Annotated in this window: 31 protein-coding genes; all 31 read right to left on the bottom strand. The window is 34.7% G+C overall.

Annotation, left to right across the window (positions count from 1 at the left end):
• Nucleotides 1-18 precede the first annotated feature (18 nt).
• Nucleotides 19-732 (bottom strand): hypothetical protein, encoded by a 714-nt coding sequence (locus ACFO7M_RS15260; protein WP_379736630.1) that lies wholly within the window; start codon nt 730-732, stop codon nt 19-21.
• Nucleotides 733-765: 33 nt separating this feature from the next.
• On the bottom strand, nt 766-894 hold the full coding sequence (locus tag ACFO7M_RS15255; RefSeq protein WP_379712277.1) for a hypothetical protein: 129 nt from the start codon (nt 892-894) through the stop codon (nt 766-768).
• 133 nt (nt 895-1,027) lie between these two features.
• Nucleotides 1,028-1,387 carry a bleomycin resistance protein gene (locus ACFO7M_RS15250; RefSeq protein WP_379736628.1) on the bottom strand — a complete coding sequence of 120 codons (360 nt, stop codon included), beginning with the start codon at nt 1,385-1,387 and terminating at the stop codon, nt 1,028-1,030.
• 90 nt (nt 1,388-1,477) lie between these two features.
• Entirely contained in the window at nt 1,478-1,921 is a 444-nt protein-coding gene (locus tag ACFO7M_RS15245; protein ID WP_379712281.1) for a hypothetical protein, read from the bottom strand.
• A gap of 86 nt (nt 1,922-2,007) precedes the next feature.
• Nucleotides 2,008-2,490 (bottom strand): YdeI/OmpD-associated family protein, encoded by a 483-nt coding sequence (locus tag ACFO7M_RS15240; protein WP_379736627.1) that lies wholly within the window; start codon nt 2,488-2,490, stop codon nt 2,008-2,010.
• Nucleotides 2,491-2,592: 102 nt separating this feature from the next.
• Nucleotides 2,593-3,264 carry a hypothetical protein gene (locus ACFO7M_RS15235; protein WP_379712285.1) on the bottom strand — a complete coding sequence of 224 codons (672 nt, stop codon included), beginning with the start codon at nt 3,262-3,264 and terminating at the stop codon, nt 2,593-2,595.
• Between the two features lie 129 nt (nt 3,265-3,393).
• Nucleotides 3,394-4,044 carry a hypothetical protein gene (locus tag ACFO7M_RS15230; RefSeq protein ID WP_379712286.1) on the bottom strand — a complete coding sequence of 217 codons (651 nt, stop codon included), beginning with the start codon at nt 4,042-4,044 and terminating at the stop codon, nt 3,394-3,396.
• 11 nt (nt 4,045-4,055) lie between these two features.
• Complete coding sequence (locus ACFO7M_RS15225; protein WP_379712287.1) at nt 4,056-4,457, bottom strand: hypothetical protein; 402 nt, start codon at nt 4,455-4,457, stop codon at nt 4,056-4,058.
• Nucleotides 4,458-4,472: 15 nt separating this feature from the next.
• The gene (gene lepB / locus ACFO7M_RS15220; protein WP_379736626.1) at nt 4,473-5,150 is read right to left on the bottom strand and encodes a signal peptidase I; all 678 of its coding nucleotides are present in this window, start codon (nt 5,148-5,150) and stop codon (nt 4,473-4,475) included.
• A 428-nt stretch (nt 5,151-5,578) separates the two neighbouring features.
• Nucleotides 5,579-6,046, bottom strand: coding sequence for a DUF4348 domain-containing protein (locus ACFO7M_RS15215; protein ID WP_379736625.1), 468 nt, complete (start codon nt 6,044-6,046; stop codon nt 5,579-5,581).
• Between the two features lie 5 nt (nt 6,047-6,051).
• Entirely contained in the window at nt 6,052-6,768 is a 717-nt protein-coding gene (locus ACFO7M_RS15210) for an XAC2610-related protein (RefSeq protein WP_379736624.1), read from the bottom strand.
• A gap of 24 nt (nt 6,769-6,792) precedes the next feature.
• On the bottom strand, nt 6,793-7,332 hold the full coding sequence (locus tag ACFO7M_RS15205) for a hypothetical protein (RefSeq protein ID WP_379736623.1): 540 nt from the start codon (nt 7,330-7,332) through the stop codon (nt 6,793-6,795).
• A 6-nt stretch (nt 7,333-7,338) separates the two neighbouring features.
• Nucleotides 7,339-8,013 carry a hypothetical protein gene (locus tag ACFO7M_RS15200; protein ID WP_379736621.1) on the bottom strand — a complete coding sequence of 225 codons (675 nt, stop codon included), beginning with the start codon at nt 8,011-8,013 and terminating at the stop codon, nt 7,339-7,341.
• Nucleotides 8,014-8,134: 121 nt separating this feature from the next.
• On the bottom strand, nt 8,135-9,043 hold the full coding sequence (locus ACFO7M_RS15195) for a tetratricopeptide repeat protein (RefSeq protein ID WP_379736619.1): 909 nt from the start codon (nt 9,041-9,043) through the stop codon (nt 8,135-8,137).
• An 11-nt stretch (nt 9,044-9,054) separates the two neighbouring features.
• Entirely contained in the window at nt 9,055-9,573 is a 519-nt protein-coding gene (locus ACFO7M_RS15190; RefSeq protein ID WP_379736617.1) for a hypothetical protein, read from the bottom strand.
• Between the two features lie 62 nt (nt 9,574-9,635).
• Nucleotides 9,636-10,163, bottom strand: a complete 528-nt coding sequence (locus ACFO7M_RS15185) for an RBBP9/YdeN family alpha/beta hydrolase (RefSeq protein WP_379736616.1) — start codon at nt 10,161-10,163, stop codon at nt 9,636-9,638.
• 33 nt (nt 10,164-10,196) lie between these two features.
• A complete protein-coding gene (locus ACFO7M_RS15180; protein ID WP_379736614.1) occupies nt 10,197-10,694 on the bottom strand; it encodes a hypothetical protein in 498 nt (165 codons plus the stop codon).
• Nucleotides 10,681-11,439: a hypothetical protein gene (locus tag ACFO7M_RS15175; protein WP_379736612.1), complete on the bottom strand. Its 759-nt coding sequence runs from the start codon at nt 11,437-11,439 to the stop codon at nt 10,681-10,683. Before ACFO7M_RS15175 ends, ACFO7M_RS15180 begins: the two co-directional genes overlap by 14 nt.
• Before the next feature lie 63 nt (nt 11,440-11,502).
• Nucleotides 11,503-11,958: a GNAT family N-acetyltransferase gene (locus ACFO7M_RS15170; protein ID WP_379736610.1), complete on the bottom strand. Its 456-nt coding sequence runs from the start codon at nt 11,956-11,958 to the stop codon at nt 11,503-11,505.
• Nucleotides 11,959-12,032: 74 nt separating this feature from the next.
• On the bottom strand, nt 12,033-12,668 hold the full coding sequence (locus ACFO7M_RS15165; protein WP_379736608.1) for a hypothetical protein: 636 nt from the start codon (nt 12,666-12,668) through the stop codon (nt 12,033-12,035).
• A gap of 54 nt (nt 12,669-12,722) precedes the next feature.
• The gene (locus tag ACFO7M_RS15160) at nt 12,723-13,238 is read right to left on the bottom strand and encodes a DUF1801 domain-containing protein (RefSeq protein ID WP_379736606.1); all 516 of its coding nucleotides are present in this window, start codon (nt 13,236-13,238) and stop codon (nt 12,723-12,725) included.
• 22 nt (nt 13,239-13,260) lie between these two features.
• The gene (locus ACFO7M_RS15155; protein WP_379736604.1) at nt 13,261-14,793 is read right to left on the bottom strand and encodes a hypothetical protein; all 1,533 of its coding nucleotides are present in this window, start codon (nt 14,791-14,793) and stop codon (nt 13,261-13,263) included.
• Nucleotides 14,794-14,806: 13 nt separating this feature from the next.
• Entirely contained in the window at nt 14,807-15,928 is a 1,122-nt protein-coding gene (locus ACFO7M_RS15150; protein WP_379736603.1) for a hypothetical protein, read from the bottom strand.
• 276 nt (nt 15,929-16,204) lie between these two features.
• Nucleotides 16,205-17,122 (bottom strand): hypothetical protein, encoded by a 918-nt coding sequence (locus tag ACFO7M_RS15145; RefSeq protein WP_379736602.1) that lies wholly within the window; start codon nt 17,120-17,122, stop codon nt 16,205-16,207.
• An 87-nt stretch (nt 17,123-17,209) separates the two neighbouring features.
• Nucleotides 17,210-17,749 carry a helix-turn-helix domain-containing protein gene (locus ACFO7M_RS15140; RefSeq protein ID WP_379736600.1) on the bottom strand — a complete coding sequence of 180 codons (540 nt, stop codon included), beginning with the start codon at nt 17,747-17,749 and terminating at the stop codon, nt 17,210-17,212.
• Between the two features lie 30 nt (nt 17,750-17,779).
• Nucleotides 17,780-18,955: a sodium:proton antiporter gene (locus ACFO7M_RS15135; protein WP_379736599.1), complete on the bottom strand. Its 1,176-nt coding sequence runs from the start codon at nt 18,953-18,955 to the stop codon at nt 17,780-17,782.
• Between the two features lie 235 nt (nt 18,956-19,190).
• Nucleotides 19,191-19,646 (bottom strand): GNAT family N-acetyltransferase, encoded by a 456-nt coding sequence (locus ACFO7M_RS15130; protein WP_379736597.1) that lies wholly within the window; start codon nt 19,644-19,646, stop codon nt 19,191-19,193.
• A gap of 104 nt (nt 19,647-19,750) precedes the next feature.
• The gene (locus tag ACFO7M_RS15125) at nt 19,751-20,458 is read right to left on the bottom strand and encodes a hypothetical protein (protein WP_379736595.1); all 708 of its coding nucleotides are present in this window, start codon (nt 20,456-20,458) and stop codon (nt 19,751-19,753) included.
• Between the two features lie 32 nt (nt 20,459-20,490).
• Nucleotides 20,491-21,216: a dienelactone hydrolase family protein gene (locus ACFO7M_RS15120; protein WP_379736593.1), complete on the bottom strand. Its 726-nt coding sequence runs from the start codon at nt 21,214-21,216 to the stop codon at nt 20,491-20,493.
• Nucleotides 21,207-21,593 (bottom strand): hypothetical protein, encoded by a 387-nt coding sequence (locus ACFO7M_RS15115; protein ID WP_379736592.1) that lies wholly within the window; start codon nt 21,591-21,593, stop codon nt 21,207-21,209. Before ACFO7M_RS15115 ends, ACFO7M_RS15120 begins: the two co-directional genes overlap by 10 nt.
• Before the next feature lie 197 nt (nt 21,594-21,790).
• A complete protein-coding gene (locus tag ACFO7M_RS15110) occupies nt 21,791-22,348 on the bottom strand; it encodes a GNAT family N-acetyltransferase (protein ID WP_379736590.1) in 558 nt (185 codons plus the stop codon).
• Between the last annotated feature and the right edge of the window lie 43 nt (nt 22,349-22,391).

The following is a 22,391-nucleotide window of genomic DNA, read 5'->3' as shown; positions in this document are numbered from 1 at the left end:
GATACAAAAGAGTAATCGTTACTCGGTAGTAGCGATATAAATCTCGTGTTTGTATTTTGGAGTTGTAATTTTGATTTCTTTGGCTCTGCGTTCTTTCAATGTAATTTTTATTCCTTTTTTATAAATTGTTTCATTTTCGCTCTTGAAAGCTTCCTGGGTCGGATTTTCTTCTTCACAATTTTCGTATTCCATTTCTACGATCATTTTTCCACTCAGTAAATTAAAGTCAACGTTTTTCCAATATTCACAAATTTTGCCTGCGGTACTGGTGTACCCAATCAATAGAAACTCACCGTCCTGATAGCGGTATTTGTCGGTTTGGCTCCATTTCCAGCTACTTCCGCCGCTCTGACTGATAAGTAGCACGCCGTTTTCAATTTTCATTTCTTCGAACGGATCGCCCATCATACCACCATCACGACTACCGAATAAGGCTTGATTGGATTTTTGCCAAAGCACCCATTGTTTGTCTTTTTTCTTATAAATACGGAGTTCTCGAGGGACACCTTCAAAAACGTCTTCATTTTCTTCGGATGGTTCCTTTTCTTCATTCGGAACTTCTTTTTCCACTTTTTGAATGTCAAAGGCCATGACTAATTCATTGATACCGTCTTTGTCCAAATCGCCCGATATCTTTTCGATAAGTGCAAAATTTTTAGGAACGTGAATTTGTTGTGAGAAAGCGGTTCCCAAAGGGAATACTAAGTAGAGTAAGAGTACTGCTTTTTTCATACAGTAAGTAAAAGCATTGATTTTAAAATTGAATTATTTTTTGGTTTCATTTTCTTTTTTCTTTTTCCAAATGAGAATATCCGATTGGGCTTTCTTCCCATATTTTTGAGAATAGCCGAAACCGATGATAATTACCACCAGAAATAGGAAATACTGTGTCATTTTTTCTTTTGATTGAAAGGTGTTTTCACATTAGTTGGTAGTGCAAAAATAATCAAAAGTGTTTGATTTGATGGTCATCTGATAAAAAGAGAAACTATTCACCGAAGGAAATTTTCCAATTTCACTTTTTTTATCACGAAATCGTTTGACCAAACGTCAGTAAGTTGTTGTCGGGGTCCAACAAAGAAAACTCTCGTTGTCTCCAAGGTTTGTTTTCTAAATGACCGGCGGGATGTATTCGTACCTTGTTGTCCAACAAAGTTTGATACCAGGTATCAATGTCCTGGATACGGATATACACCTGACCGTAATTTTCTTTGGGTTCCAGTTCTTTGAACTCGAAAAAATGAATTTGAATGTTGTCTTTCTCAACCATTAAGTAGCCATCATAGTCCGAATCGCCAAATTCTTTGAATCCCAATTGATTCAAATAAAACGCTTTGGTGATGGCTTTATTTCGCATCGGTAATTTTGGATGAATGGCTGTTAGCATGGTAAAGCAATTAAGATATTTTCAAGTACATCCAAATTTACAAAAAAGAGAAGGCAAAAAAAAGCCGAAATCATGTTTCGGCTTTTCTATTTATTCGGTTTTCAAGATAATGTTTCTTCCGTCGGCTGAAAGTAAATTCAATTTGGTTTTGGTGATTTCCAAAAGAGTATATTTTTTATCCGGTTTTCCTTCGGCTTTCGTGGTTAACTCTTTTCCGTCTGCACTCAATGACCACGTTCCAGCAACTTCTCCATTCACATCATTGCGAAGCATGGAACCGTCACTTTTGTATTCTACACGAATTCCTGATATTTGCTCTAATACCATAGTTAATGTGCTCTCTTTTGTTGCTTCATCTGCTCCCATAAATTGCGGGTTTGTAGCCAACATAGTTTTGATTACCGGTTTCATCGCTTCTTTATCAATAAACCATTTGTTTACGATTAAGTTTTTGGATTCTGCCATTTGTGCTGTTGCAGTATTGAATGCAAAAGCAAACAAAAATACGGCAACAAGTTTTTGAATTAGTTTCATGATTGATTTTTTAATTGTTTGCAGTAAGACGAGCAAAAGAGGCTTTTGTTACAATTGATTTAGAATAAAAATTAATAGGAAATCCTTTAGGGTGCATCCCGTCCTATAAATCTTCCATGCCCTAGTAAAAAAGCAATGGCTTTTTTTACATTGTTATCGATGCTTTCTTCTGTTTTCAATGCAGCAATATACCGAACGATTTCTTTTTGTCTGGAAGGTATCAACGCGTTGAACACAGCGAACGCCTCAGGATTTTCATGTAATGCAGTTGTTAATTTAGGGTGGGGCGCAATGGTTCTTTCCGACGGATCGTAAGCAACAGTCATTTGGATGTTTTCCCCAATGCGTTGAGGCGAATCTTTGAGCATAGAGGTATTAATGTAAAGTCGCCATTCGCCTTTAAAAAACATCAAATTTTGTTGGTAAACAACGCCATTTACTGTGCCGTGAATCGGAATAGGACTTTTATTTTTACCCGCTTGTTCAAAAAGGGCAGCAAGAATTTCTTCTGGAACAAAAACAAAAGGATTGATGCCTATTCGTTCAATAGTGGCGGTAAATGGAAACATAGTTTAGCGGTATAGATGTTACCAAATATACAAAACAAATTGTGTCATCATTTCTTCGAATTGTGATTGAGAAACCCTTTACATGAGGGCAAACTAAAACGACTAGTTTAGACTTTTGCCATGCTCCGGACAAAAATCCCAGTTGCCTTTCATTTCTTCTTGATCAATAGGGCAATGTTTGATTGGAAGAACACTAGCAAATGGTAATTTCCATTTCAAAGTAGTCGAGTTCCAATGTAAACTAAAATTGTTTTTTTTGGAGATATCTAAACCGTCTTTGCCGTAAGTCTCGGGCATTTTAAAAACAATGATTTGCATACCTTCCCCAAATTGTCCTAACATTTTGGCTAACATGGGTTCAAGATCGGTGACTATTTTTCTTGTTAAATACGACATATCTTCGTTTTTAAGCGGAAAATGCTTTTTGTTGGAAGAATCCGTAAGTATCATAGTTTCCGAAATTTCACTTTTGGATTTAAATTTAAATAAAGGGAGAGTACTGCCAACTGTATAATCTACAACTGCAAAAATCAAATAATCTTTAGTGCCATTGGTAAGATGATCAACAACATTTGGCGTAAATTTCATTTGTTCACCAATGATTTGCCAAATTTGAGAAGGATACCATATTGCTATTTGTTTCGAAGGTAGTTCACCACCATTTTTGCTACACTCGATAATTAAATCAGATGTATTGATATTCTTAAGATTCTGTGCATTTACTCCTAATGAGAACAATAAAAGTGCAATTAAAAATGAGAAATGTAAGCGCATAAACGTGTAGAGGATAGATAAAAAGAACTTTGGGTTCTTGACTAAAATTAATTAATGGTGCAAAGATACTTTTTTCAATATATTTTCAATCTTTTTTTGAATTGTATTGATGTTGAAAGTATGTTTATTTTATTCCTTCAGAAGTGCTTCCAATTCTTGGTTTTTCGTTTTCAGAAGTCCGGTAGTTTTACTGTTCTCATGAATACTACGTTCTCTTCCTTTCCCCATTTTAATGCCTACGATTTCCGATTCCATTTCCACATAGTCAAGAAACAATAGAAATGCTTTTTCCTGCAAAGCTTTGGCTGCTTTATAATCAGGTATACTTTGTAGTATTGAGGGATCGTTATTTTTTTCAGCAATTTGAACGAACATATTTTGCTCGGTAATTTCAGGATCATATTGTGCCAAAATTTTTCGAGTCAATAGATCAAACTTTTTTCTTTCGATACACGCTTCGATACTGGAGCAAAAACTTATTTCTAAAGTGGTTTGCGCGGTATCACAGTTGCAAGTCGCATTTTGAGCATATCGCACCACTAAAGGCTCTAAAGTAACAATGTCATTGGCACATTCACCCAAATCATTCATCGAAATTTTACTAGCGTTATCTTCCTTTTTCTCAGCTGTTTTAGTGTTATCAGGAGCTGTTGAACTAGCCGCAGATGTTGGGACCACTTTTTCTATTTTTGAAGAAGTGTACTTTGTAGCGGCATACCATCCGATGGCAGTTCCAATCAGCAAACTTGTCAGAATAAGGATAGCGATTCTATATTTCATTTGGGTTTAATTTATATATAAGCAATGATCCGATAGTATTCATCAGTTCGGTGAGTATGAAATTCTCCAGACTTTTGGACCAATTGCGTTAGTTTTAGTATGTTTTCTGAATTTTCACTGGATATAGGAAAACAAATCCATTCTATTTCTTTGTATAATGTCCAACCGGGTGCAATCGGATTAGTAATCATGGCTTCCATGGCATTTTCATAGAAATCAAAATTAAACTGTTCCTCTCCGTTAATCATCAATTGCCTGATTTTGTCATCATAAATCAGTTTGACATCACAACGCGCTATACATTGAGCATTGTCTACCAATAAACGAATGAGCTTCAGCCATTTTGAATTGTTCATGAAGCTAGCCGTATAATTGGTCTGTATGATTTTATCAACTTTAGGATCCGGAATCATTTTATTTTCATCTACTTATTTAGCAATTACGACTCCCAAGATATTCGATGCATCAATGCAACCAATATATCTTGAATCTTCCGAATTATCTCGGTTATCACCCAAAACAAATAGTTTTCCTTGAGGAATTTTCAACGGACCGAAGTTGTCTTTGTTCCAATTCTGTTTGAAAACCGAAGCAATAGTTTTATCGACTTTTACTTTCGGTTCAATTATTCGATCCGCTATTCCGTATTTTTGAGCAACTGCATCTGCTAACGTTGCATTCATCGTGTTGAACCCAATCGATTCAACCCTATTCTCATCAGGGATGTTTTCCTCTTGACGGATTTTTTCATAATCCCGAACCGTTGTTTGGTATAAATGCAGTAAAGTATAGGCTGTATCGGTATTGATTCCGTTCAAATACAACACACCATTTTTGATTTCTATAGTATCATTTTCCATACCGCAAAGTCTATGAATTCGACTGTGTTTGCCTAAGTAGGGATCTTCATGAGAGTAGGCAATAAAATCGCCATTTTTGGGAGTTACCAGGTTAGACACGAAGAATTTGGAACCTATTTTGAGATTGGGTTCGTTGGCCATCGTTGAATTGTTGTACATTTTGAAAATTCCAAAGAAGGAAGTAATACTATACAATGTGAATATAACTCCTGCTACTATAAGTACTTTTTTAACTATTGGATTCATTGTGAATTGGGTGATTATGTACTGCAAACATAAGTAATCAAAAACATCTTTTAAGATTCTAAAAGCGTATTTATTTTAGGATTTGGGATAATTGGGAATAGTTTTGTCTGTAACACTACCGTAATGAATTGAATCTCGTTCAGACATAGGTTGAAAATAACGAAAGCACTCACTTTTTCAACTGTAATTTAGTATTGAAATTTAAATTTTTAGGTGTGGCAAAATTTAATATTAAAAAAAACAGCCACGAAAATTGTGACAAATTTTTCAATTAATTTTTTTTTGCCACGTGAAAAGTAGTGGCAGAATTTTATTTTTATTTTTTTTGCCACACATTAAAGCAATTGAAAAATACTTACTTATAAAAGAAGTAAGGTTGATAGGGTTTTCTTAAAAATTGGATGCCCAATTAAAGTGTAGTGAATTTTTTAGGTAGATTGATCGTTCCAAGTTTTCAAATGCCATTTTCCGTTTTTCTTTTCAAAAATGATATCCGTAAGAATTCCATTGTCAATACCACGAATCTCAATGACTGCGGTATCTTTTGCCTCTTTTGTTTTTTGAGTATATCGATCCAATTCTCGGGTTTGTGCCTCTTTGGGATACGTAAAATCCATCGTAACATATTCCTTTTTGTCTATTGTTTCTTGTATAGGTTCAAAGTCATCGTTAAGGGTCGTGATTTTTAGCGGAAATACGATACGGCTCATTTGGAATACACTATCTTGATTGAATTTTTTTAGAAAATCATCAAAATTTTCATTGATGTTAGTTGCAACTACTGTTGTTTCTTTTAGTTTAGGCACCGTACTATCGATAGTTTCATTTCGACAACCGAAACAAATTGTAAGAAGTAATAGAAGAGGAGTAAAAGCCTTTTTTTTAAAATTAGTCATGGTGCTTATCTTTTGTTCTTTTCCTGTTGCAGTATTTTCTTTATTGTTTTTTGGTAGTCCAATTCCGGATTTTTGGGATTGCCTTCTTCATCTTGACCCCAATACACTATGTCGTCAAACTCTTTGATGCTGTCTCCTTGAATTTTGTAGAAACCGGTCCAATCTCTCCCTGACATCACCGAGCTGTCGATTAAATTATACTCAGGTAAATTTTTAGGGTTTTTGATTTCTTCAAATCCTTTTATTTTCTTCAGTTTGTCTTTTTTCAAATCGACCAAGTACAAATAATAGGTCAGATTGCTTCGTACATCGGAGTCGTTCTCAATGAGAATGTCTTTTACACCATCATTATTGAAATCCTTGAATTGGATTTCGTTAAATCGTCGGAAAATAGAATCTCTATATATTTCTAGGTAGTTGCCGTTTTGTAACTTACTAAGAATAAAAACCGAGTTATTGACTGTTTCATCGTATCCTTTATCATCGTATTTGCTGAGTACTATCTTGAAACCTTCGTTGGGATAAATCGTATCGCAAATAATTTCGGTAGTACCTTCGGTATACTCATCTTTTGAAGGTATTGTAGTGGTCACTTTTTTTATATCTGCTTTGATCGCTTCAATTTGTTTTCGTTGTTTTTCTTTTTCTTGAGATGTGTTCTTGTTTTGACAGCTCAATACAAGTGTAACCATAGCAAACGAATACAGAAAATAGATTTTCATAAGTACATTGAAATTGGTAAGCGTTTAGGATTTAGAAATTTGCTGTATTTTTTGAGTCACTTCCTGAATTCTGTTCAACCAGTAATTTTTAGCATCCTCATTTGAAATAACGCCTGTTTTAGGGCGCAACTCAGCAGGAATTTGGCCGATATAATACCCGTGTTTACTGTATTCCCTATCTAGTTCGCTTTTGGTTAAGGGTTCGGTTCGGTTTCGCCAAAAAGAGAGTTGTTGGTTGTATTCTTCTAGAATTTCCTTCAAATAAAGTAGGAGCATTTCATTGTCTTTTGGGATATAGCCTGGTCCGGTACAACCACAGGAATGAAAGGTAATCCCAACGGTATAAAGCGCTTTTATGTGGTTCCATGCTTTACCATCATCCTTTTTCGGTGATTCGAAAGCCAGTCCCATGTTGGCCATGAGTCCATTACATTCAGGGCATTTGGCTTCTTTGGATGTTTTGGAGTCACGCTGTACATCACCCAATAGCCTGCGTTTAAAAGTCTTTTGACAAGTAAAGCAGGCATAATGAGGTTTGTAGGGATACATGGCATACCAGCACATGAAATGTTATAGTTTATTGTAAAGTGTAAAACCTAAATAGATGTTGTCTTCCGTAGAGGTCCAAATCTGTAATCCGTCTTTGTTTTTATCATAAATACCGTATTTGTATTTATCGCCTTTCACACTGAAATTTTTTCTTGTTTCGTTATTGCTTTCAATGAAAATTAATTCGAATTCGTTATTGTCTTTCGGTACGAAAGTCAGTTTTGAAGTAGTACCATCAGCAAACGTTTCGGTCCATGAGTTTTTGGTTACGACAACACTTACAGTAGTTCCATCATACTCTTTGTAGTAAAATTGGCCTCCTTTGGTAAATGAAGTAAAGTCTTTTTTGGCAATTTTTGAAATGGGTTTCTCCGTTAATTTAACCCAATCACTTTTGTTTTCTTCCAGAACACCAAGTAATTCAGTAAAAGCGGTACAATTTTTTTGCAGTCTATAAAAAATTCGAGTGCTTATCGAATCGGCTTCTGCCTGAGTAGAGACGTTGATTTTTTGAAAGTATTCCACCAAGTGTTTTTGGAAAGTAGCTTCAATTTTCTTTTCTCCTGAAAGATCACTTTTTTTGGAGAGTGTATTGCACATTTCAACACTCAACGAATCAATTTCTTTGATGTTTTGAGCAGAAACCGTAGAGTTGCCAATAAAAATAGTGAGGCATAAGAAGAAAAGTTGTTTCATAAATACATTTTGTTTTAGTGCAATTGACAAGATTATTGTATTGCAGGATTGGGGATTATTTTTGCTAAAGATACTAGTTTTGATGAGATGTGCATTGACAAAAAAAGATTTCCACAGTTTTTTAGTGGCAATGTCTTTGAATGAGTTCTTTTGGGTCATCTATATTGTATATGGCCTTCCATTTTTTTTGGTATTGATAGCCTTTTTGGAGAGCAATATTCCAAAATTCACAGGCTTTTTCTGTATTACCAAGTTCAAAATACGAATTGGCCATATTGTTATACGAATATTTGTCCGTGTCAAAATTTTCATCGAAGGATTGCCCCAGATTAATTTGTAACGCTTTTTCAAAATCGGCTATAGCTCCTTGGTAGTCTTTTGTATAATACTTACAAAGCCCTCGGTTGTTATACGATAATTTATCTTGATCATCCAATGCAATTCCTTTGTTAAAATCAGCAATGGCTTCAGAATACAATCCTTTTCTGAGTTTGACATCTCCTCGATTAATATAGGCACTGGTTGACATAGGATTCATTTCGATGGCTTTGTCGTTGGCTTTAATCGAAAGGTCTAATTTACCCCATTTATCGTACAACAACCCAAAATTGACCATTAAAGTTGCATTGTTATCCAATTCAGACGACTTCTTATAGTTTTTTTCCGCTAATTCGAATCGCTCCGTATTCTCGTAAGCAATACCGAGCCCCATCCAAGCTAGAGCGTTGGTAGAGTCTATTTGAACTGCTACATTTAAATTTTCTATTGCGATATCGTATTTTTTCAAGTGGATATAGCAAGTACCTTTAACCCGATGGTATTTTGATACTTTAGGATTTCGTTTAATGGCTTTATTAGAAAAATCCAAAGCTTTGAGGGCTAATTCTTCGGATAAGGAATTGTGAGTAGTATTGTTCAGAATTTCAAACGCTTCTTCATAGTAGAGTTCCGCTTTTTTATCGCCTTTTTTTTCTTTTTCTTGTCCATAACATAGTGCGGCAAAGAATAGAAAAAGATAGAGGTGTTTCATCAGTTGATTTATTATTTGTTGGAATTGTATCGTTTAGTGAATATGCTTTGGTGTGATTTTCCTAATTTATAAATTCCAAAAGCCGTAAAGAGCACTAAGGCAATATAAATAGAATAAAGAACAGTATATATAGTATTGAAAATATTTTCTTTGATTTCTACGGGAGAGATTGCCGATAATGGAGGATAAATGATCGTGCCTGAATCAGCAGATAATGAATCTGCAAATGATAAAATAGACGGGAAAATTAAAATAAGAATTAAGTTTAGGATTATAAAAATTCCTGAAACAAGACGATAGCTACCCTTTTGTATCATTACCCGTATGGCATAGAAAAAATGCAAACATGCAATACTATAATAGGGAAGTACGTCCATTTTATTGATGATAAAATAAGTGTCATGAATATTGATGTCAAAACTATTTTCAGTTTTAAAATTGGTAAGACCAAAAACAAAATGAAAAGTGATTAGAGTAAGTACTATTGCTGTAAAGAAATAGAGAATTTCTGTTTTCAATTTATTTTTCATAGTATTTTCAACTTCGGTTTAGGTAAAGATAGAATTCTCTCTATGTCATCTAGTTTATAGTATCAACCTATCGTTCTCAAAATTGCCATTCCTTCTTCCCAATTCGTGTGTCCAGAAGCTGCGTTGATGTGCCCGGCATTGCCGATAGTAATGAATTCGCTTCCCCAGCTTTCAGCAAAAAAAATGGCTCTTTCCAAGGAAACCCAAATATCATCTGCGCTAGCCACCACAAACGAAGGGAATGATAATTTTTGCAGCGGAATTGGAGCAAAGCCAGTTGCAGGAAAAGTATAGTGAGGTGCCTCTAAATCACTTGGAGCGACAAGCAAAGCGCCTTTGATTTGTTTTTGATATTTTACTGCCCAATGCGCAATAGCCGAACAACCCAAACTATGTCCAATTAACACCACATTGGATGCATCAAAGGCAGCCACTTTTTGGTCAATAGTGGTAATCCAGGATTCGCAGGAAGGAGCATCCCATTCTTCTTGTTCTATTCGGTGAAAATTATCGCCTGAATTTTCAAAATAGGTTTGCCAGTGTTCCGGTCCGGAATTTCCAAGTCCGGATACAATTAAATAGGTTGTCATTGGTTAATACATTTGATGTTGTAAATAACGGTATTATTCTTGAAATTCCATTCCGAAAATGCTTTTGGGCAATCCGTTATTGAGATTGATTTGTTGTGTCTTTTTTCCGCATTCTGTGTCATTGGTTTGGTGAACAATTAGAAAACCATTTTGCAGTTGTGTTGGCAGTGAACAGTAGTCCAAGATGTAGTAATTTCCAACGTATTGATTTTTAGTATTGAAAATCAATATTCTGTGTGTGGAACGGCACGACATACCCCAAGTCCATACCGAAGTAATTACTTTATAAACGATTCCCTTTTTGGTTTTTACATTTCCAAGATTGGTGAGTTGCGTTTCATTTTTGGTTTTGCCGTCGCATTCCCCAAAAGTATAAGTTTTTCCAATATTGCTTTTGCTTACTACCATTGCAATGTTGTCTTTCTCTGTTTGTGCAACTACTTGTAATGTCAGGAAGAGTAGGAGTAAAGTGGTTTTATAGTTCATGAAATAAGCAGATGTATAATTGTCTTCTTTTTTAACCTTCTTCATTCATTTCAAATTCGTTAAAATCTTTAATTTGGGTCAATTTGTAAAGTTGTTTTCTTTTGATTTTGGTCGTGGTAGTTTCAAAGATCTCATCTCCGCCTTCACTTTCGTCATTCGTATTTACTTTGGTCACTTTCTTTTTGGTTAAAAAATTGATGCTCGTTTCGACATTTACAATTGGGCCATTGTTTTCGCTTTGGTCGTAACCGATCAGTTCAAAATCCGAATTTTGGTAACGGAACGTATATTTCCAGTAACCATATCTTCCGTGTGCATAATGGATGTATAAATTTCCTTTCTCGATACTGACCATCAAATCGGGAGCGAAATATACACCACCGTCCTCGTTTTCAGAAGAAAAGCAGTTGTAATTTTTTACGGCCAATTCATAACCCTTATTCCGATTTAGCAAAACAATTATACCTCTTCGGTTTCGGTCAAGTTTACCTCGGTATTCATCAGTAACGAATTTGGACTGGTCAGTACCCTTTATAATTAACACGCAATCTTTTACACCATCTTTGTTTACATCGCCCAAAATTTTTTCAAAAAGGACAAACCCTTTAGGGATGAAATCAGTTGGATTCTGTTTGTATTCTGTTGTGGTACTGATGGTATCACGTTTCGTTTCTTCTTGGGTAGGAGGTTCAGGCATCGTTTGTGTTGTCGCTTCAGCTTTGGTTTCCTTACAAGCAGTAGTCATAAGAAACAATAGAGCAGCACCAATAAAAAAAGTATATCGTATCATATTTGTAATGTTGTTTAACGGAGGGGTTCGATCAAGTATAGTTTCTTTAGTAATTATTTTTTATTATTCAGTGTCGTTTGTATAAACATTCGGATTGAATAATTCCATGTACAACTCGGGTTGCGGGAGTTTTTGAAAACCGTATTTTTCATAGAGCCAATCGGCTGTGGAAGTTAATAAAATCCAACGTCGTAAACCTTGTAAATTGGGATGTGTCATGACTATATCCATTAGTTTTTTAGAAAGACCTTGGCCACGATATGAATCCAAAACATATATATCTCCCAAGTAGGCAATCGTGGAATAATCGGAAATTACTCTGGCAAAACCAATTTGTTTTCCCTGATGAAACAACCCAAAATTGAGGGAGTGATCTATTGAAGTTTTAACTCTTTCCAATGGAATATGATTGCTCCAACCGGAATGATTGGATAAAAAATCATGTATAGCAATAAGATCGAGTTTGGTTTTATCGGTAGTGATAACGAATTCTTCAAATTGATGTGTTACAATTTCCATGTTAGAGTGTTTTGTTTTGGTCGTTTATGCAATAACGCTGTTCTGCGTGGTTTAGTTGTGCCATTCATGTTCCTTTATAGATTCAAAAATCCACTTCGGAAGTAGATTCGCATCGTGCTTCGGTACTTTTTTCTTAAAGGTGTTTGGTTTTTGGAATAGGCACCGCTGATCCCATAATAGGAATCGCTTTTAAATTCTACATAACCGTAAATGATTTGTTTTTTTGTGCTGTCTGGAATTTCAGAGAGTATGATTTTGGTTTCGGTACAAGGTACTTCCAAACGATCAATCAGATCACTTTTTTCATCGTAGGCATAGGTAGGAAAGTCATCAGAACTTAGCATGTGGTAAAGATGGGCCTGATTGTTTTCGATGGCAATATGAAACCCGGCACTACCAAAAAGACCAAATGCACCATCAATGCCTAGTTTTCCGTCTTTCCAGAAATAAAAGGATTTGAAAAGCATTTTTTTTGACACATCGTTGTTTGAGAAGCTTAATGTATCATTTTCATAGAGTTCACACAAAACAGCATTTTCATAAATCTGCATTACGGATTTCATTGCTTCGAAATCTTCCGAAGCTTTTATATGGATTTCGACCTTTTCTTTTATGCTTGGATCAATGGTTAATCCACCAATTTCTAATGGATTGCTTGTTTGTGAAAAAACGGTCCAAGTAGATAAACAAAGCAATAGGTATTTAATCATAGTTGTAGTAAGAAATAATTGGGGAGTAATTGTAATTCATTGGAAAGTGCAGTTTTAGGCTGTAGTATCAATTCCATAACGAATCGCAGCTTCGAGTACGGTGCTATTGATGTCCTTCAGTGTTTTGAACTTAATGCAATAGCCCGTTACACTTGCTTTGCCTAGCTCTTTACCATAGGTTTCGCTCAAATACTTTTTATCATCAATACCCAGGATATATACTGAAATGCCGGTTTGGTTGGCACTGATTCCAACTTGATAGAACGTTTTGGTTTTTCCGTCGGCATAATGAATCGTTCGGATGCCATAGCCAATATTCGGATTGGAAACTATTTTATTCTCACTGTTCTTACCATCGAAAAACCAAAGCGTAGCATTAGGCATCAATTGAAGAATGCGCTGATGAAGTTCCTGCATTTCACTGCGTTTCGGTTCAGGTTGAGAGGCGATATAGTCTTGGATTTGCTCTTCTGTTGTCATACGGTGGGTTGATAAAGTAAAGATAATGGATTTTACGATTTCAACACGACAAATGCTGTTTGAAGTTATCGATTGAAATGCTATGAGCATAAGGGTAAATTTCTTAGGTGTTTTAATCGTCGAAGTATTCTTTACCGCTACTGTCGAGCCATCCCTTTACTCCGTTGGGTAATTCAAAACGCGCAAAATTGCCTTGAAAATCGCCGAGTGTTTTGTAACGGAATTGGTTTTGCAACGGATATACCATATACAAGTTGTTCTTTTTTAATTGGTAAAAAGGAGGAATATACCGAATTGACTGCAAATTTTGATAATTCGCTAGCTCGTTATTCGTAAAAAATTCATTTTTATAGTCGAGGTTGAGAAAATGGTTCAAATAATTCATGCCATAGGTGCCGTCTTTTTTTAAATAGGTAACAATTGAGTCGTAGAATGGAATTGGATTACTATTTTCAGTTGAATTTGAGGCAGACGAAGTTGGTCTGTACTTTTTTGACGTTACCAAAGTATCCAAGGCTTTAGTATTGATATACATTGCTTGAATATCGGAGGTGTTAATCAAAGGAATTGTGTCAGTCACCGTCGCTTCATTTTCTGAAGAAAAAAAAGGCAGATTCTTTATGGTAAGTTGATGATTCTTTTTTGATTTCGTGAACGACAGTTCATAGTAATAGTTTCTTGAAGTTGCTTCGTACAAATGAGTAAAAGTGTAATTCTTTGCTTTTTTTAACTCCTTTCCAGTCCAATCAATTAATTTAAGATGGTTGTTCTCGATGAGTTGAATGCTTCCGAGATTTATTTTTCCGCTTTTAACTGGAGTTGAATTTAACTTCTGCAAGGCTAAATTGTAGAAATCAATCGATTTTTGAGAATAGCCAATGATTATTTTTCCTAAAGTGATAGAGTCATACTTTTTGGAAATTAGAATTGCATTGTCTTTGTTTTTCAGTAGCACTTTTTTATCGGATAAAGTATCGATTTTGAAATACTCTTCTTGAAGTTCATAAAAAGCATGATTGGAAAAGTTATAAATTTCCAGATTGGTTAATGCGATTTTTTCAGCCTTTAATTGGGGAACATAATCACTATGCAATCCGAACAAGTTGATTTTGTTCTTAGCGGGTATTAGGTATAATTTTTCATGCGCATACGTGTAGATTATCTTCTTTTTGCCGAAGTGTAACAACAAATAAGGTAGGAATTCTTCACATCGGGTATGTATTTGTTTCTTTTCGGTATCATGTTCTTCTGAAAAGATAGCGAAGTAATTCGGGTTGAAGAGGCAAAACTTATAGAGCGTATAGTTGCTTTCGGTTGTATCTTCTTCAGAATAGATAAATTGCTTTTTTCGAAGTGCATCATAATTAAAATTGCCATCGATTTCGTTATAAGAAATGGATTCCTTTTTTTGAGCAAATTGAATCGCATCCTCTTGTGTTATAGGATGTAAAACCGACTTCAATTTAAGCTGTTGCAATGTATAATCGACGTCAATTTGGAGTTGGAAGTACGCATTGTTTTTTTTAAGAATTATTCCTTTAGAGGGATGAATGTACTGTAAATCACCATCAGTAACTTCATACTTTTTTTGCGCAAATGAGATGAAAGAAAAACTAAAAAATAGGAGATAGACGAAAGGTTTCATATCCAATAGGAAATCAAAGAGGTTTGAAGTTATAATTGAGTTGTTGGTTTACATCGTTTATCGCTCGATTATAATGTTCGCTGGGAAAATAGAGTTTACCTACTTCGGATTGAATCGTTTTGGTTATGATTTTAGCGTTTTTACTATCAGAGATGTAACATGCAATTTTTGAAGCCATTTCACGGTTGTTAAATACCGCTTTCTCCTCAAATTCTAAATACACAGGTTGGTCGTTTTCAAAATAGAAAGTCGTAAACCAACCACCACCATTAGTAAAATATTGATTATAAATGATTTTTTCGATTTTCTTTTTCTTTCGATATACCGTAATCGTATTGTTTTCAGAGGATGTTCTATTTGGAATATAGGTCTCTTTAAGAATTGTGGTTTTAAGGTTCGTATCCTTGTCAATTGCAGTAACCAATGTGTTTGTTTTTGTAATCAAATGATCATCAAACAATGCTATTCGTTTGTGTTGAATATCATAAATGACATATTTAAAATCATTTCCCACTTGTACTAAATAGATTCTCTGATTTTGGTAGGCAGCAGGTTTGTAGTGTAAAATGGCATAATGGTTAATTTGGTTTTCTGCCAAACAGTTAGAAATGAGTTGGGTTTCGTCTTGTAACTGTATCGTTATTGGCATCCAATTCAAAAGATTTTCATAGTTACGCAATTCGTTCTCCTTTTCGGTAAGCAAATTTCGGTACAGTACATTTTTTTTGTCTTGCTCAAGATTACCCGTACTTTTCACTAAAATGAAATTGGTCTCTTTTTGATAATAGTAAAAGTTGCCAAGCTCTTTGTTAATTAAGGTTTCCGCTCCCTCGTATTTCTTTTCTTGAAAAAAATGGATGTAGTTTTCGTCTATAATGCTGTATTTTCCTTGAGTTCTAGGCGGATTACGGTCCAATCCGCAACCCGGTATACGGTAACTGTAAAACGTACCGTCTGGGTTTAAAGTAAGGCCATGACCAAACTGAAAACCTTTGCTGGGTGGTTGTAACGTGTATTCTTCCTGTTGGTTCTCCGAATCGATTAAATTAGTACTAATCCACTTTCCTACAAGTTGCTGTGCTTGTAAATTTTGAAGCAAAACCAATGCGATGGTAAGTAGTTGTAGTTTATACATTGTTTTATTTTTATTTACTTAGAGATGAAAAACAATACAAAGGTTGGAATGGAAGCCTAATTTTTGAAAAAACAAATGAATTTAGTAAGACATTCGTACTTCCTGATTGGTTTACGATTATCCATTCCTTGGCAAAAAAGAAAGGGTTTCAACTCTAAGTTTTGACTTTTGCATCCGAAGATACTTCGTTTTTTATTATTATTTCATCAAAGAAAGGAAATAATAGCCATTGTAAAGCCTTTTTGGGGTTATTATTTATCTCGTTACGATTTCGTTTTAATCAATTCCGATTTTGTTTTCTGAGCAATCAATATACAAACTGTTGTTTAGGAAGATTTTGTTTCCCAGCATACCTGTCATACCTGAAAATTGCATCATTGCATATTGAATAGGAGAGTAACCTTCCACATAAGTGACATTCTTTAAGGGTATTTCGCTTTTGTGAAAATGTATTTTTTGGTTACTGTTTGCGGTAAATGTAGACAAAATTTTATCCCATGATTTCGATTTTTCAATTGTGATTTTTGAATTTTTTAGCTTCAAATTCTCCCAAACTTCTTTATTGGTAATTAATTCAAAAGCACTTGTTCCCGAATCAAATAAAAAACTACCTTGTTTACCTTGTACTTCTCCTTCAATAATTATTCTCCTTTTTTTGAATGTAAAATCAGTTAGTTTGTTTTGAAATGTAGCAGGTACTTTGGTTAAATTGAGAACCATATAGTTTTCTTTAAAATTGAGAACTGTTTTTCGTTGGTCCAATACATCAGTTCCCAAAGTACCAATTATGTTTAGCGCTCCCACAGTTTTTTTGATGTCATTTCCTTGATTGTAAATGCTGAATTGATCGGATGAGATTTTAGTTTTTCCTATAGAAAAGGAGGCTTTTGCTACGGTTCCCTTGGTTGTGATAGAAGGAAGGTTTTGTATGGATTGTGAGTATAAAATAGTATACGGCGAACCGGTGTCAAATTGCAAATAGTAGGTCGTAGTATCTTTTTCAAAATGTAGGGGAAGTAATAGCGCCTTCTTTTCCGTACCTTCCCAAATTAATGGAACGATACCACTTTCATTTTCAACGGTTAAATAATTTTCTTTAGGAGTAAATTTTCGGTCAAAATAAAGAGCGCCACCAATTGCGGCTACACCACTAATTGCCAAAAAGGCAAATACAATTTTTCGTATAATTTTCATTGGATTATTTTTTTACAAATTTCCTTTTCAAAAAGGGAAATCTTTGTAAAAAGCATACGCCAATTTTACGTCAATTTACGACAATCCTTATAGGTAATTGATTTTGAAGGCTTTGTGTAAGTCGTTTTGCTGGTTCAAACTTATTCCATTTACTATAAAAGCCACTAAATTTAAAGTAGTTAGTAAAAGTACAGGAATTAAAAATAGAGGAAATTGAAGTGATAGTCCTTTTTGAACAAACGGAATTGCGATTAAAACTAAAGAAATGACAACGGTTAGAAGTATTTGAAAACTTACGATGCATTTTCCCAGTTCTTTATTTTTGGGATCTTTTGTTTTATAGGTTAAAACCAATGGAAATAAAATACTTCCGAAAGGAATAATCAGTCCGGCTAGAGTTGAAAAATTGATCCATTTCGCTCTGTCAACTTTTAGGGTTTCATTGGTGGGAATCAACTTTTCAGGTTCGGTTTCAAAAACTTGCGCTAATGCTTTCAGCGTAAATCCTTTGGGAGTAGTTCCCGCTTCAATCCTTTGAATTGTTCTTAACGAAAGGCCACTCTTTTCTGCAAGCTCGGTTTGTGTTAAATTTCGCTCTTCTCTTAATTGTTGAATTATTGATCTCATATCCGAAGAATCTCCCGTTGATTTTACGATTTAGTTTTCCTTTTTTTGAGGTGTATTGACCATTAAACCCATCATCATAACCAATGCAGACAGAATGATTACTTGTATGATTAGCGATTTATTCACAAGAGAAATGGTTTGTGTTGGTTCGATAGACAAAAAAAGTAAAATGGTAATCAATCCTCTTGGAGCCACAAACAACAAAGGTTGTAAAGGTAGTTTAGACAGTTTTAATTGAATGGCACGAAAAAGGAAAATGAAAATTACAATTCCCAAAGCCCATGAAAGAGTGTCTAGATTCAGGACTTCCGTAGTTTCAATCAAATAACCGAATAACAGAAAGAACAAGGCTCTTACCAAAAAAGCAGCTTCAATGGTAATTTCTCTAAATTTCAATACCTCCTTGTTTAATTCATTAGGTTTGAAATGTTCAATCCATTTGAATTGTTTCAGTTCATCAAGGTTATTTAAGAATAATCCAAAAAGCAATATGAAAATTAATCCCGGCAAATGGTAGATTTTAGAAACGGCATAAATCAAAACGACCAAAAGAATAATGGGAACAAACTTAATATGATGTTCAATTTTACTGAGTAAATACGAAAGCCCAATGGTTGCAATGAAAGAAATAATAGTAATGAAAAGGATTTGCAAAGCAAAATGGCCAAATGATTCGGCATTGATAGTTTCATTAAGAGCAAGAAAGTTAAAAACGAGCACTCCTAAAATATCCGATAGGCTACTTTCGTAAATGATAAATTCTTTGTTGTGGGAAGACAGGTTCCGAACGCTTGGAATCGCAATAGCACTACTGATAACACAAAAAGGAATGGCATTAGTCAAACTGTCTTTAAGGCCGAAGTTTCCGAAATAGGTAAAAGCAAAGGCAAACAGAAAGGCTAAAGCCAGCATGGGTAGAAGAGCGCCCCAAAAAGATTTTTTGATAAGTCCTAGTTTAGAGGCATTGAGTTCGAGTTCGAGTGAACCTTCCAATACAATCAGAATAAGACCGATAGTTCCTAAAACTGGAAGAACACTGGAAAAGTCAGGAAGTTGGATGTTCAACCAATCGGTCATTTGTCGTACTGTCCAACCCAAAATCAGTAATAGAATTACAGATGGGATTTTTGTTTTGGAGGATGTTAAATCGAATACGTATGCAATGAGCAGTAATACGCAAAATGTTATTATGATAGTTGTTGTCATTCGTCCGAATTGTAGGTTTAGGAAATGCTAGTAGATTATGTTGGGTTACCATTGCTACAGCCATATCTGTTATGTCCAATTCTCGTAAATATAGCCTAAAAGAATTCAACTACAAAACGAAGGCTGAAATTAGGTTAGTCCTTCGGCTACATTTCAAAACCAGTAATCGCTGAGTTTGGGTTAGATCGAATCACTATCTATTCAATTCTTTTCTAGTTTCTTTTCCGGTATAATTTCAATTATGTGGTAATTGCATATAATAAAGATCAAATCCTTCCGCCCAGTAATCTTTGGTGATTTCAACTAGTTCAAATCCTTGTTTTTCATAAAATAGGTAAGCCACCTGAGAAGTTCTGACTACTATTTTCTGTATTGTTGGGATCGAATGCAAGTAATCGATGCGATGCTGCATTAATAAAGTGCCCAAAGATTTTCCCTGATAATCCGGGTGAAAAATATCCCAACTGATTTTCCCGATCGTAGTGTTGTCTGCAAAATTAATTCCACCACATCCGACTATTTTCTGATCGTACAATACCACATAATACAATTCCCTTTCATTTTCCAAATACAGGTTTAAATCTTCCTCTTCTTCTACGGCAAAATACTTCGGTATATTCAATCGAATCAAGTTGATGATTTCCTTTTTATCATTCGGTTCGTATTCGCGAATAGTGACTAAATGGTGCATTGGTTTTTATAATTGAGTACGTTTTCTTTTTTCGTGAGAGTGCAATTAAGTAGTAGATTGCTTTTCAAAATGCCATTCCGTTTGTAAGCGAACTCAATAATTCTTTAATTTTTACCAAAGAACTTGTTCCAAAATCCACTTTTGTTTTCCTTTTTACACGGCTGTACAATCTTGGCAATATTCAATTCAGTGTCATTTGTCATTTTGAATATTGCTTTATAGACTGGAATTGCTTGAGGCATGATTTCTTCGGTGGGCTGTAATGGGAAAAAGTTACCTTTAACATCCAAACCAATAGGAAAGCTAGTTCTTTGCACCCATTCTTTTTCTTCGAGTTCAGGAATAATAGTCATTTCCATTTTTTGGTCCAGACTGATTCTGGATTTTTCAATGAACTGTTCCTCCAAATTGTTGCCTCCTATTCTTAAAATGGTATTTCTAAAAAAGTCGATTCCGTTTGCCGGTATGTGTAATAAAAAAAACTGGGTTTTATCTCCTTTTTGGTAGATGTCAAGCACTTTAAAATAACTGTTGGTATTGATGGTATGCAACTTCCATTTTTCAGTGTCAGGATTAACTTTGTATAAGGGAGCAGCTTTGTTCGTTGCAAAAATGAACCTGCAATTTTTGGTTAATTTCCCTGCGTAATCGGAAACATCTACAAAGGTCTGAGAACGAAAAATTTGTCCCACAGCATATTTTTGAATTTCGTTTTGACTCAATTGTGAATCTCTGTAATACATGGTCAATCCCGAAAGTGTCCAATTCGCTATTTCTTCTATTTGTTCGTTTGTAAATTTAAAATCTTCCATTGGCTTTTATATTTGCTAACATTGAACTTTAGTTAATGTTTGATTATTGTTTGGTTATCAAAAGTATAATTTCTTTTCGCCCACATTTTACAAGGTTCAATCCATTCTGGTAAAGGTTGGAATAAAAATCCATGTTTCAAATTTGTATTCAATTCAATCTCTCTAAAGGTATTTATTTTTAGTGTAGAATTCTTTTTTCGTTGTACTGCAGAAACACCGAATTCATCTGATTTTTCATAGATGGTTAGGATATTGCCACAAAATTGAATTTGGGGATAGTTTTCGATATCACTTTCCCGAAAGCTACCAATGAATACAAAGTTCACGTCCGGATTGGCCATAAATGTAGCAACATATTGAGCAATATAGCCGCCTTTGGAAGTTCCCACAACAGTAATATGATTGGGTTGGACTCCTTTTTGTAGCAAACTATCAATTTGGGTTACTATTTTTTCGGCATATTTTTTAACATCGGTGTTTTTCTTTCTTTTTTCACTCAGCACAATAAAACCATCCTTTTTAAAGGAGGTAATGATTTCAAGATATTCCGCTTTGCCGTATTCGGGATGTTTGACATCCAAATCATTTTCTTCTACAAATCTATTGTGGAGAAAAAATAGGTAGTTATTACCGTTGGGATGTGTTTCTTTTTTGGATTGTCCACTACAAAGGATGCAAGTGAAAATGGATAAAATGAGTAAGAGATAGTTGGTTTTTTGCATCGTATTTTGTTGGTAATACATAGTTTTTATTGACATGAAATGGCTTCGGATCTTAAGTAGGTTGCTTCTTCAGTAGTTGAATAATAATACTTAGCGACTTCACATTCACAATTGCCCTTTTTTAAAGTGTAGTTGATAACTCTAGGGCCATGCGTAAAATTGCCTCGTCCCCAATGGATGATTGCAAATCCTTTTTCCTTTAAGATTTCAACCATTACCGCTTTTTCAATGCTATCCTCAGGAATTTCAGTAACAAGATCGTCATAAATGTCTTTCAGTTCGATTGCTCTATTGTTTTTTTGTTCAATCGCCATCGCAACGATTTTTTCCTCAAAGCTTTCGGAAGGATTAGGTTTTTCTTGTTTACAAGACACAAATGCTATCAAAAATAGGAGAGCAATTACTTTCTGCATGATATTTTAGCTAATTCTTGGTACCAACGAACTTATTATTTTTGAATAATTCATTAGTCGTAGCATCAAATATACAAAAGCTTATGCATTGCCTTTTATTTAAAATAATAATAGTAGCATTTTTATTCCTCATGAAATAGTCCAGTCCAATTCATTTGCCCGAGATAACAATTGAAAATGAGTGGTTCTATAGAATTTTAGTCGCCAGATGTAAAATATTCACTAGCCAACTTTGAAAACACTACCGAATCTTCATAACTACCATTATTATAGTAATGTTGTCGTAACAATCCTTCTCTAACAAAATGATGTTGTTCCATGATTTTCAATGACGGAATGTTAGTACTACCAACAAGTGCTTCTATTCGATGCAATTTCAATTCGGTAAAACCATAGTCAATTACAGCATTTACAGCTTCGGTCATAAAACCTTTTCTTTTGTAGTCCTCAATGGTAATATGGTAACCAATTTCAGCACGACGGTGTTCTGCAAACCAATTGTGAAGTCCACATCGTCCGAAAATGGTTTGAGAGGTTTTCTCTTCCAACAGAAAAAGAAGGAAACTACGGTTATAAGAGGCATAACCATTTTTTTGTTTGTATGCTTCCTTTTCGAACTCTTCCTCCGAACGGTGCCCCAATCGTTTTTGAATTTCCTCTTTCGAATAATGGTCAAATAGAGTAGTCATATCCTGAGGGGAATACCCTCTCAAAAAGAGTCTTTCGGTTTCAATGATGACGGGTCTTATTTCCATAGCAATGTTAAATTTAGTAATCCCTATAAACAAAAACACAAAA

The sequence above is a fragment of the Flavobacterium sp. GCM10023249 genome (assembly GCF_042653365.1).
Taxonomy (GTDB): Bacteria; Bacteroidota; Bacteroidia; order Flavobacteriales; family Flavobacteriaceae; genus Flavobacterium.
The sequence above is the reverse complement of the archived record's forward strand: the minus strand, read 5'-3'. Positions and strand labels throughout refer to the sequence as shown.

Excerpts from the sequence above, each read along its gene's own strand:
- ACFO7M_RS15225 (WP_379712287.1), bottom strand. The coding sequence starts at position 4,457 with ATGATTCCGGATCCTAAAGTTGATAAAATCATACAGACCAATTATACG.
- ACFO7M_RS15145 (WP_379736602.1), bottom strand. The coding sequence starts at position 17,122 with ATGAAAATTATACGAAAAATTGTATTTGCCTTTTTGGCAATTAGTGGT.
- ACFO7M_RS15140 (WP_379736600.1), bottom strand. The coding sequence starts at position 17,749 with ATGAGATCAATAATTCAACAATTAAGAGAAGAGCGAAATTTAACACAA.
- ACFO7M_RS15205 (WP_379736623.1), bottom strand. The coding sequence starts at position 7,332 with ATGTGCTGGTATGCCATGTATCCCTACAAACCTCATTATGCCTGCTTT.
- ACFO7M_RS15155 (WP_379736604.1), bottom strand. The coding sequence starts at position 14,793 with ATGAAACCTTTCGTCTATCTCCTATTTTTTAGTTTTTCTTTCATCTCA.
- ACFO7M_RS15185 (WP_379736616.1), bottom strand. The coding sequence starts at position 10,163 with ATGACAACCTATTTAATTGTATCCGGACTTGGAAATTCCGGACCGGAA.
- ACFO7M_RS15160 (WP_379736606.1), bottom strand. The coding sequence starts at position 13,238 with ATGCTCATAGCATTTCAATCGATAACTTCAAACAGCATTTGTCGTGTT.
- ACFO7M_RS15170 (WP_379736610.1), bottom strand. The coding sequence starts at position 11,958 with ATGGAAATTGTAACACATCAATTTGAAGAATTCGTTATCACTACCGAT.
- ACFO7M_RS15235 (WP_379712285.1), bottom strand. The coding sequence starts at position 3,264 with ATGCGCTTACATTTCTCATTTTTAATTGCACTTTTATTGTTCTCATTA.
- ACFO7M_RS15115 (WP_379736592.1), bottom strand. The coding sequence starts at position 21,593 with ATGCAGAAAGTAATTGCTCTCCTATTTTTGATAGCATTTGTGTCTTGT.
- ACFO7M_RS15180 (WP_379736614.1), bottom strand. The coding sequence starts at position 10,694 with ATGAAGAAGGTTAAAAAAGAAGACAATTATACATCTGCTTATTTCATG.
- ACFO7M_RS15200 (WP_379736621.1), bottom strand. The coding sequence starts at position 8,013 with ATGAAACAACTTTTCTTCTTATGCCTCACTATTTTTATTGGCAACTCT.
- ACFO7M_RS15150 (WP_379736603.1), bottom strand. The coding sequence starts at position 15,928 with ATGTATAAACTACAACTACTTACCATCGCATTGGTTTTGCTTCAAAAT.
- ACFO7M_RS15255 (WP_379712277.1), bottom strand. The coding sequence starts at position 894 with ATGACACAGTATTTCCTATTTCTGGTGGTAATTATCATCGGTTTCGGC.
- ACFO7M_RS15245 (WP_379712281.1), bottom strand. The coding sequence starts at position 1,921 with ATGAAACTAATTCAAAAACTTGTTGCCGTATTTTTGTTTGCTTTTGCA.
- ACFO7M_RS15195 (WP_379736619.1), bottom strand. The coding sequence starts at position 9,043 with ATGAAACACCTCTATCTTTTTCTATTCTTTGCCGCACTATGTTATGGA.
- ACFO7M_RS15110 (WP_379736590.1), bottom strand. The coding sequence starts at position 22,348 with ATGGAAATAAGACCCGTCATCATTGAAACCGAAAGACTCTTTTTGAGA.
- ACFO7M_RS15210 (WP_379736624.1), bottom strand. The coding sequence starts at position 6,768 with ATGAAAATCTATTTTCTGTATTCGTTTGCTATGGTTACACTTGTATTG.
- ACFO7M_RS15135 (WP_379736599.1), bottom strand. The coding sequence starts at position 18,955 with ATGACAACAACTATCATAATAACATTTTGCGTATTACTGCTCATTGCA.
- ACFO7M_RS15190 (WP_379736617.1), bottom strand. The coding sequence starts at position 9,573 with ATGAAAAATAAATTGAAAACAGAAATTCTCTATTTCTTTACAGCAATA.
- ACFO7M_RS15250 (WP_379736628.1), bottom strand. The coding sequence starts at position 1,387 with ATGCTAACAGCCATTCATCCAAAATTACCGATGCGAAATAAAGCCATC.
- ACFO7M_RS15175 (WP_379736612.1), bottom strand. The coding sequence starts at position 11,439 with ATGATACGATATACTTTTTTTATTGGTGCTGCTCTATTGTTTCTTATG.
- ACFO7M_RS15120 (WP_379736593.1), bottom strand. The coding sequence starts at position 21,216 with ATGTCAATAAAAACTATGTATTACCAACAAAATACGATGCAAAAAACC.
- ACFO7M_RS15125 (WP_379736595.1), bottom strand. The coding sequence starts at position 20,458 with ATGGAAGATTTTAAATTTACAAACGAACAAATAGAAGAAATAGCGAAT.
- ACFO7M_RS15165 (WP_379736608.1), bottom strand. The coding sequence starts at position 12,668 with ATGATTAAATACCTATTGCTTTGTTTATCTACTTGGACCGTTTTTTCA.
- ACFO7M_RS15230 (WP_379712286.1), bottom strand. The coding sequence starts at position 4,044 with ATGAAATATAGAATCGCTATCCTTATTCTGACAAGTTTGCTGATTGGA.
- ACFO7M_RS15215 (WP_379736625.1), bottom strand. The coding sequence starts at position 6,046 with ATGACTAATTTTAAAAAAAAGGCTTTTACTCCTCTTCTATTACTTCTT.
- ACFO7M_RS15240 (WP_379736627.1), bottom strand. The coding sequence starts at position 2,490 with ATGTTTCCATTTACCGCCACTATTGAACGAATAGGCATCAATCCTTTT.
- lepB (WP_379736626.1), bottom strand. The coding sequence starts at position 5,150 with ATGAATCCAATAGTTAAAAAAGTACTTATAGTAGCAGGAGTTATATTC.
- ACFO7M_RS15130 (WP_379736597.1), bottom strand. The coding sequence starts at position 19,646 with ATGCACCATTTAGTCACTATTCGCGAATACGAACCGAATGATAAAAAG.
- ACFO7M_RS15260 (WP_379736630.1), bottom strand. The coding sequence starts at position 732 with ATGAAAAAAGCAGTACTCTTACTCTACTTAGTATTCCCTTTGGGAACC.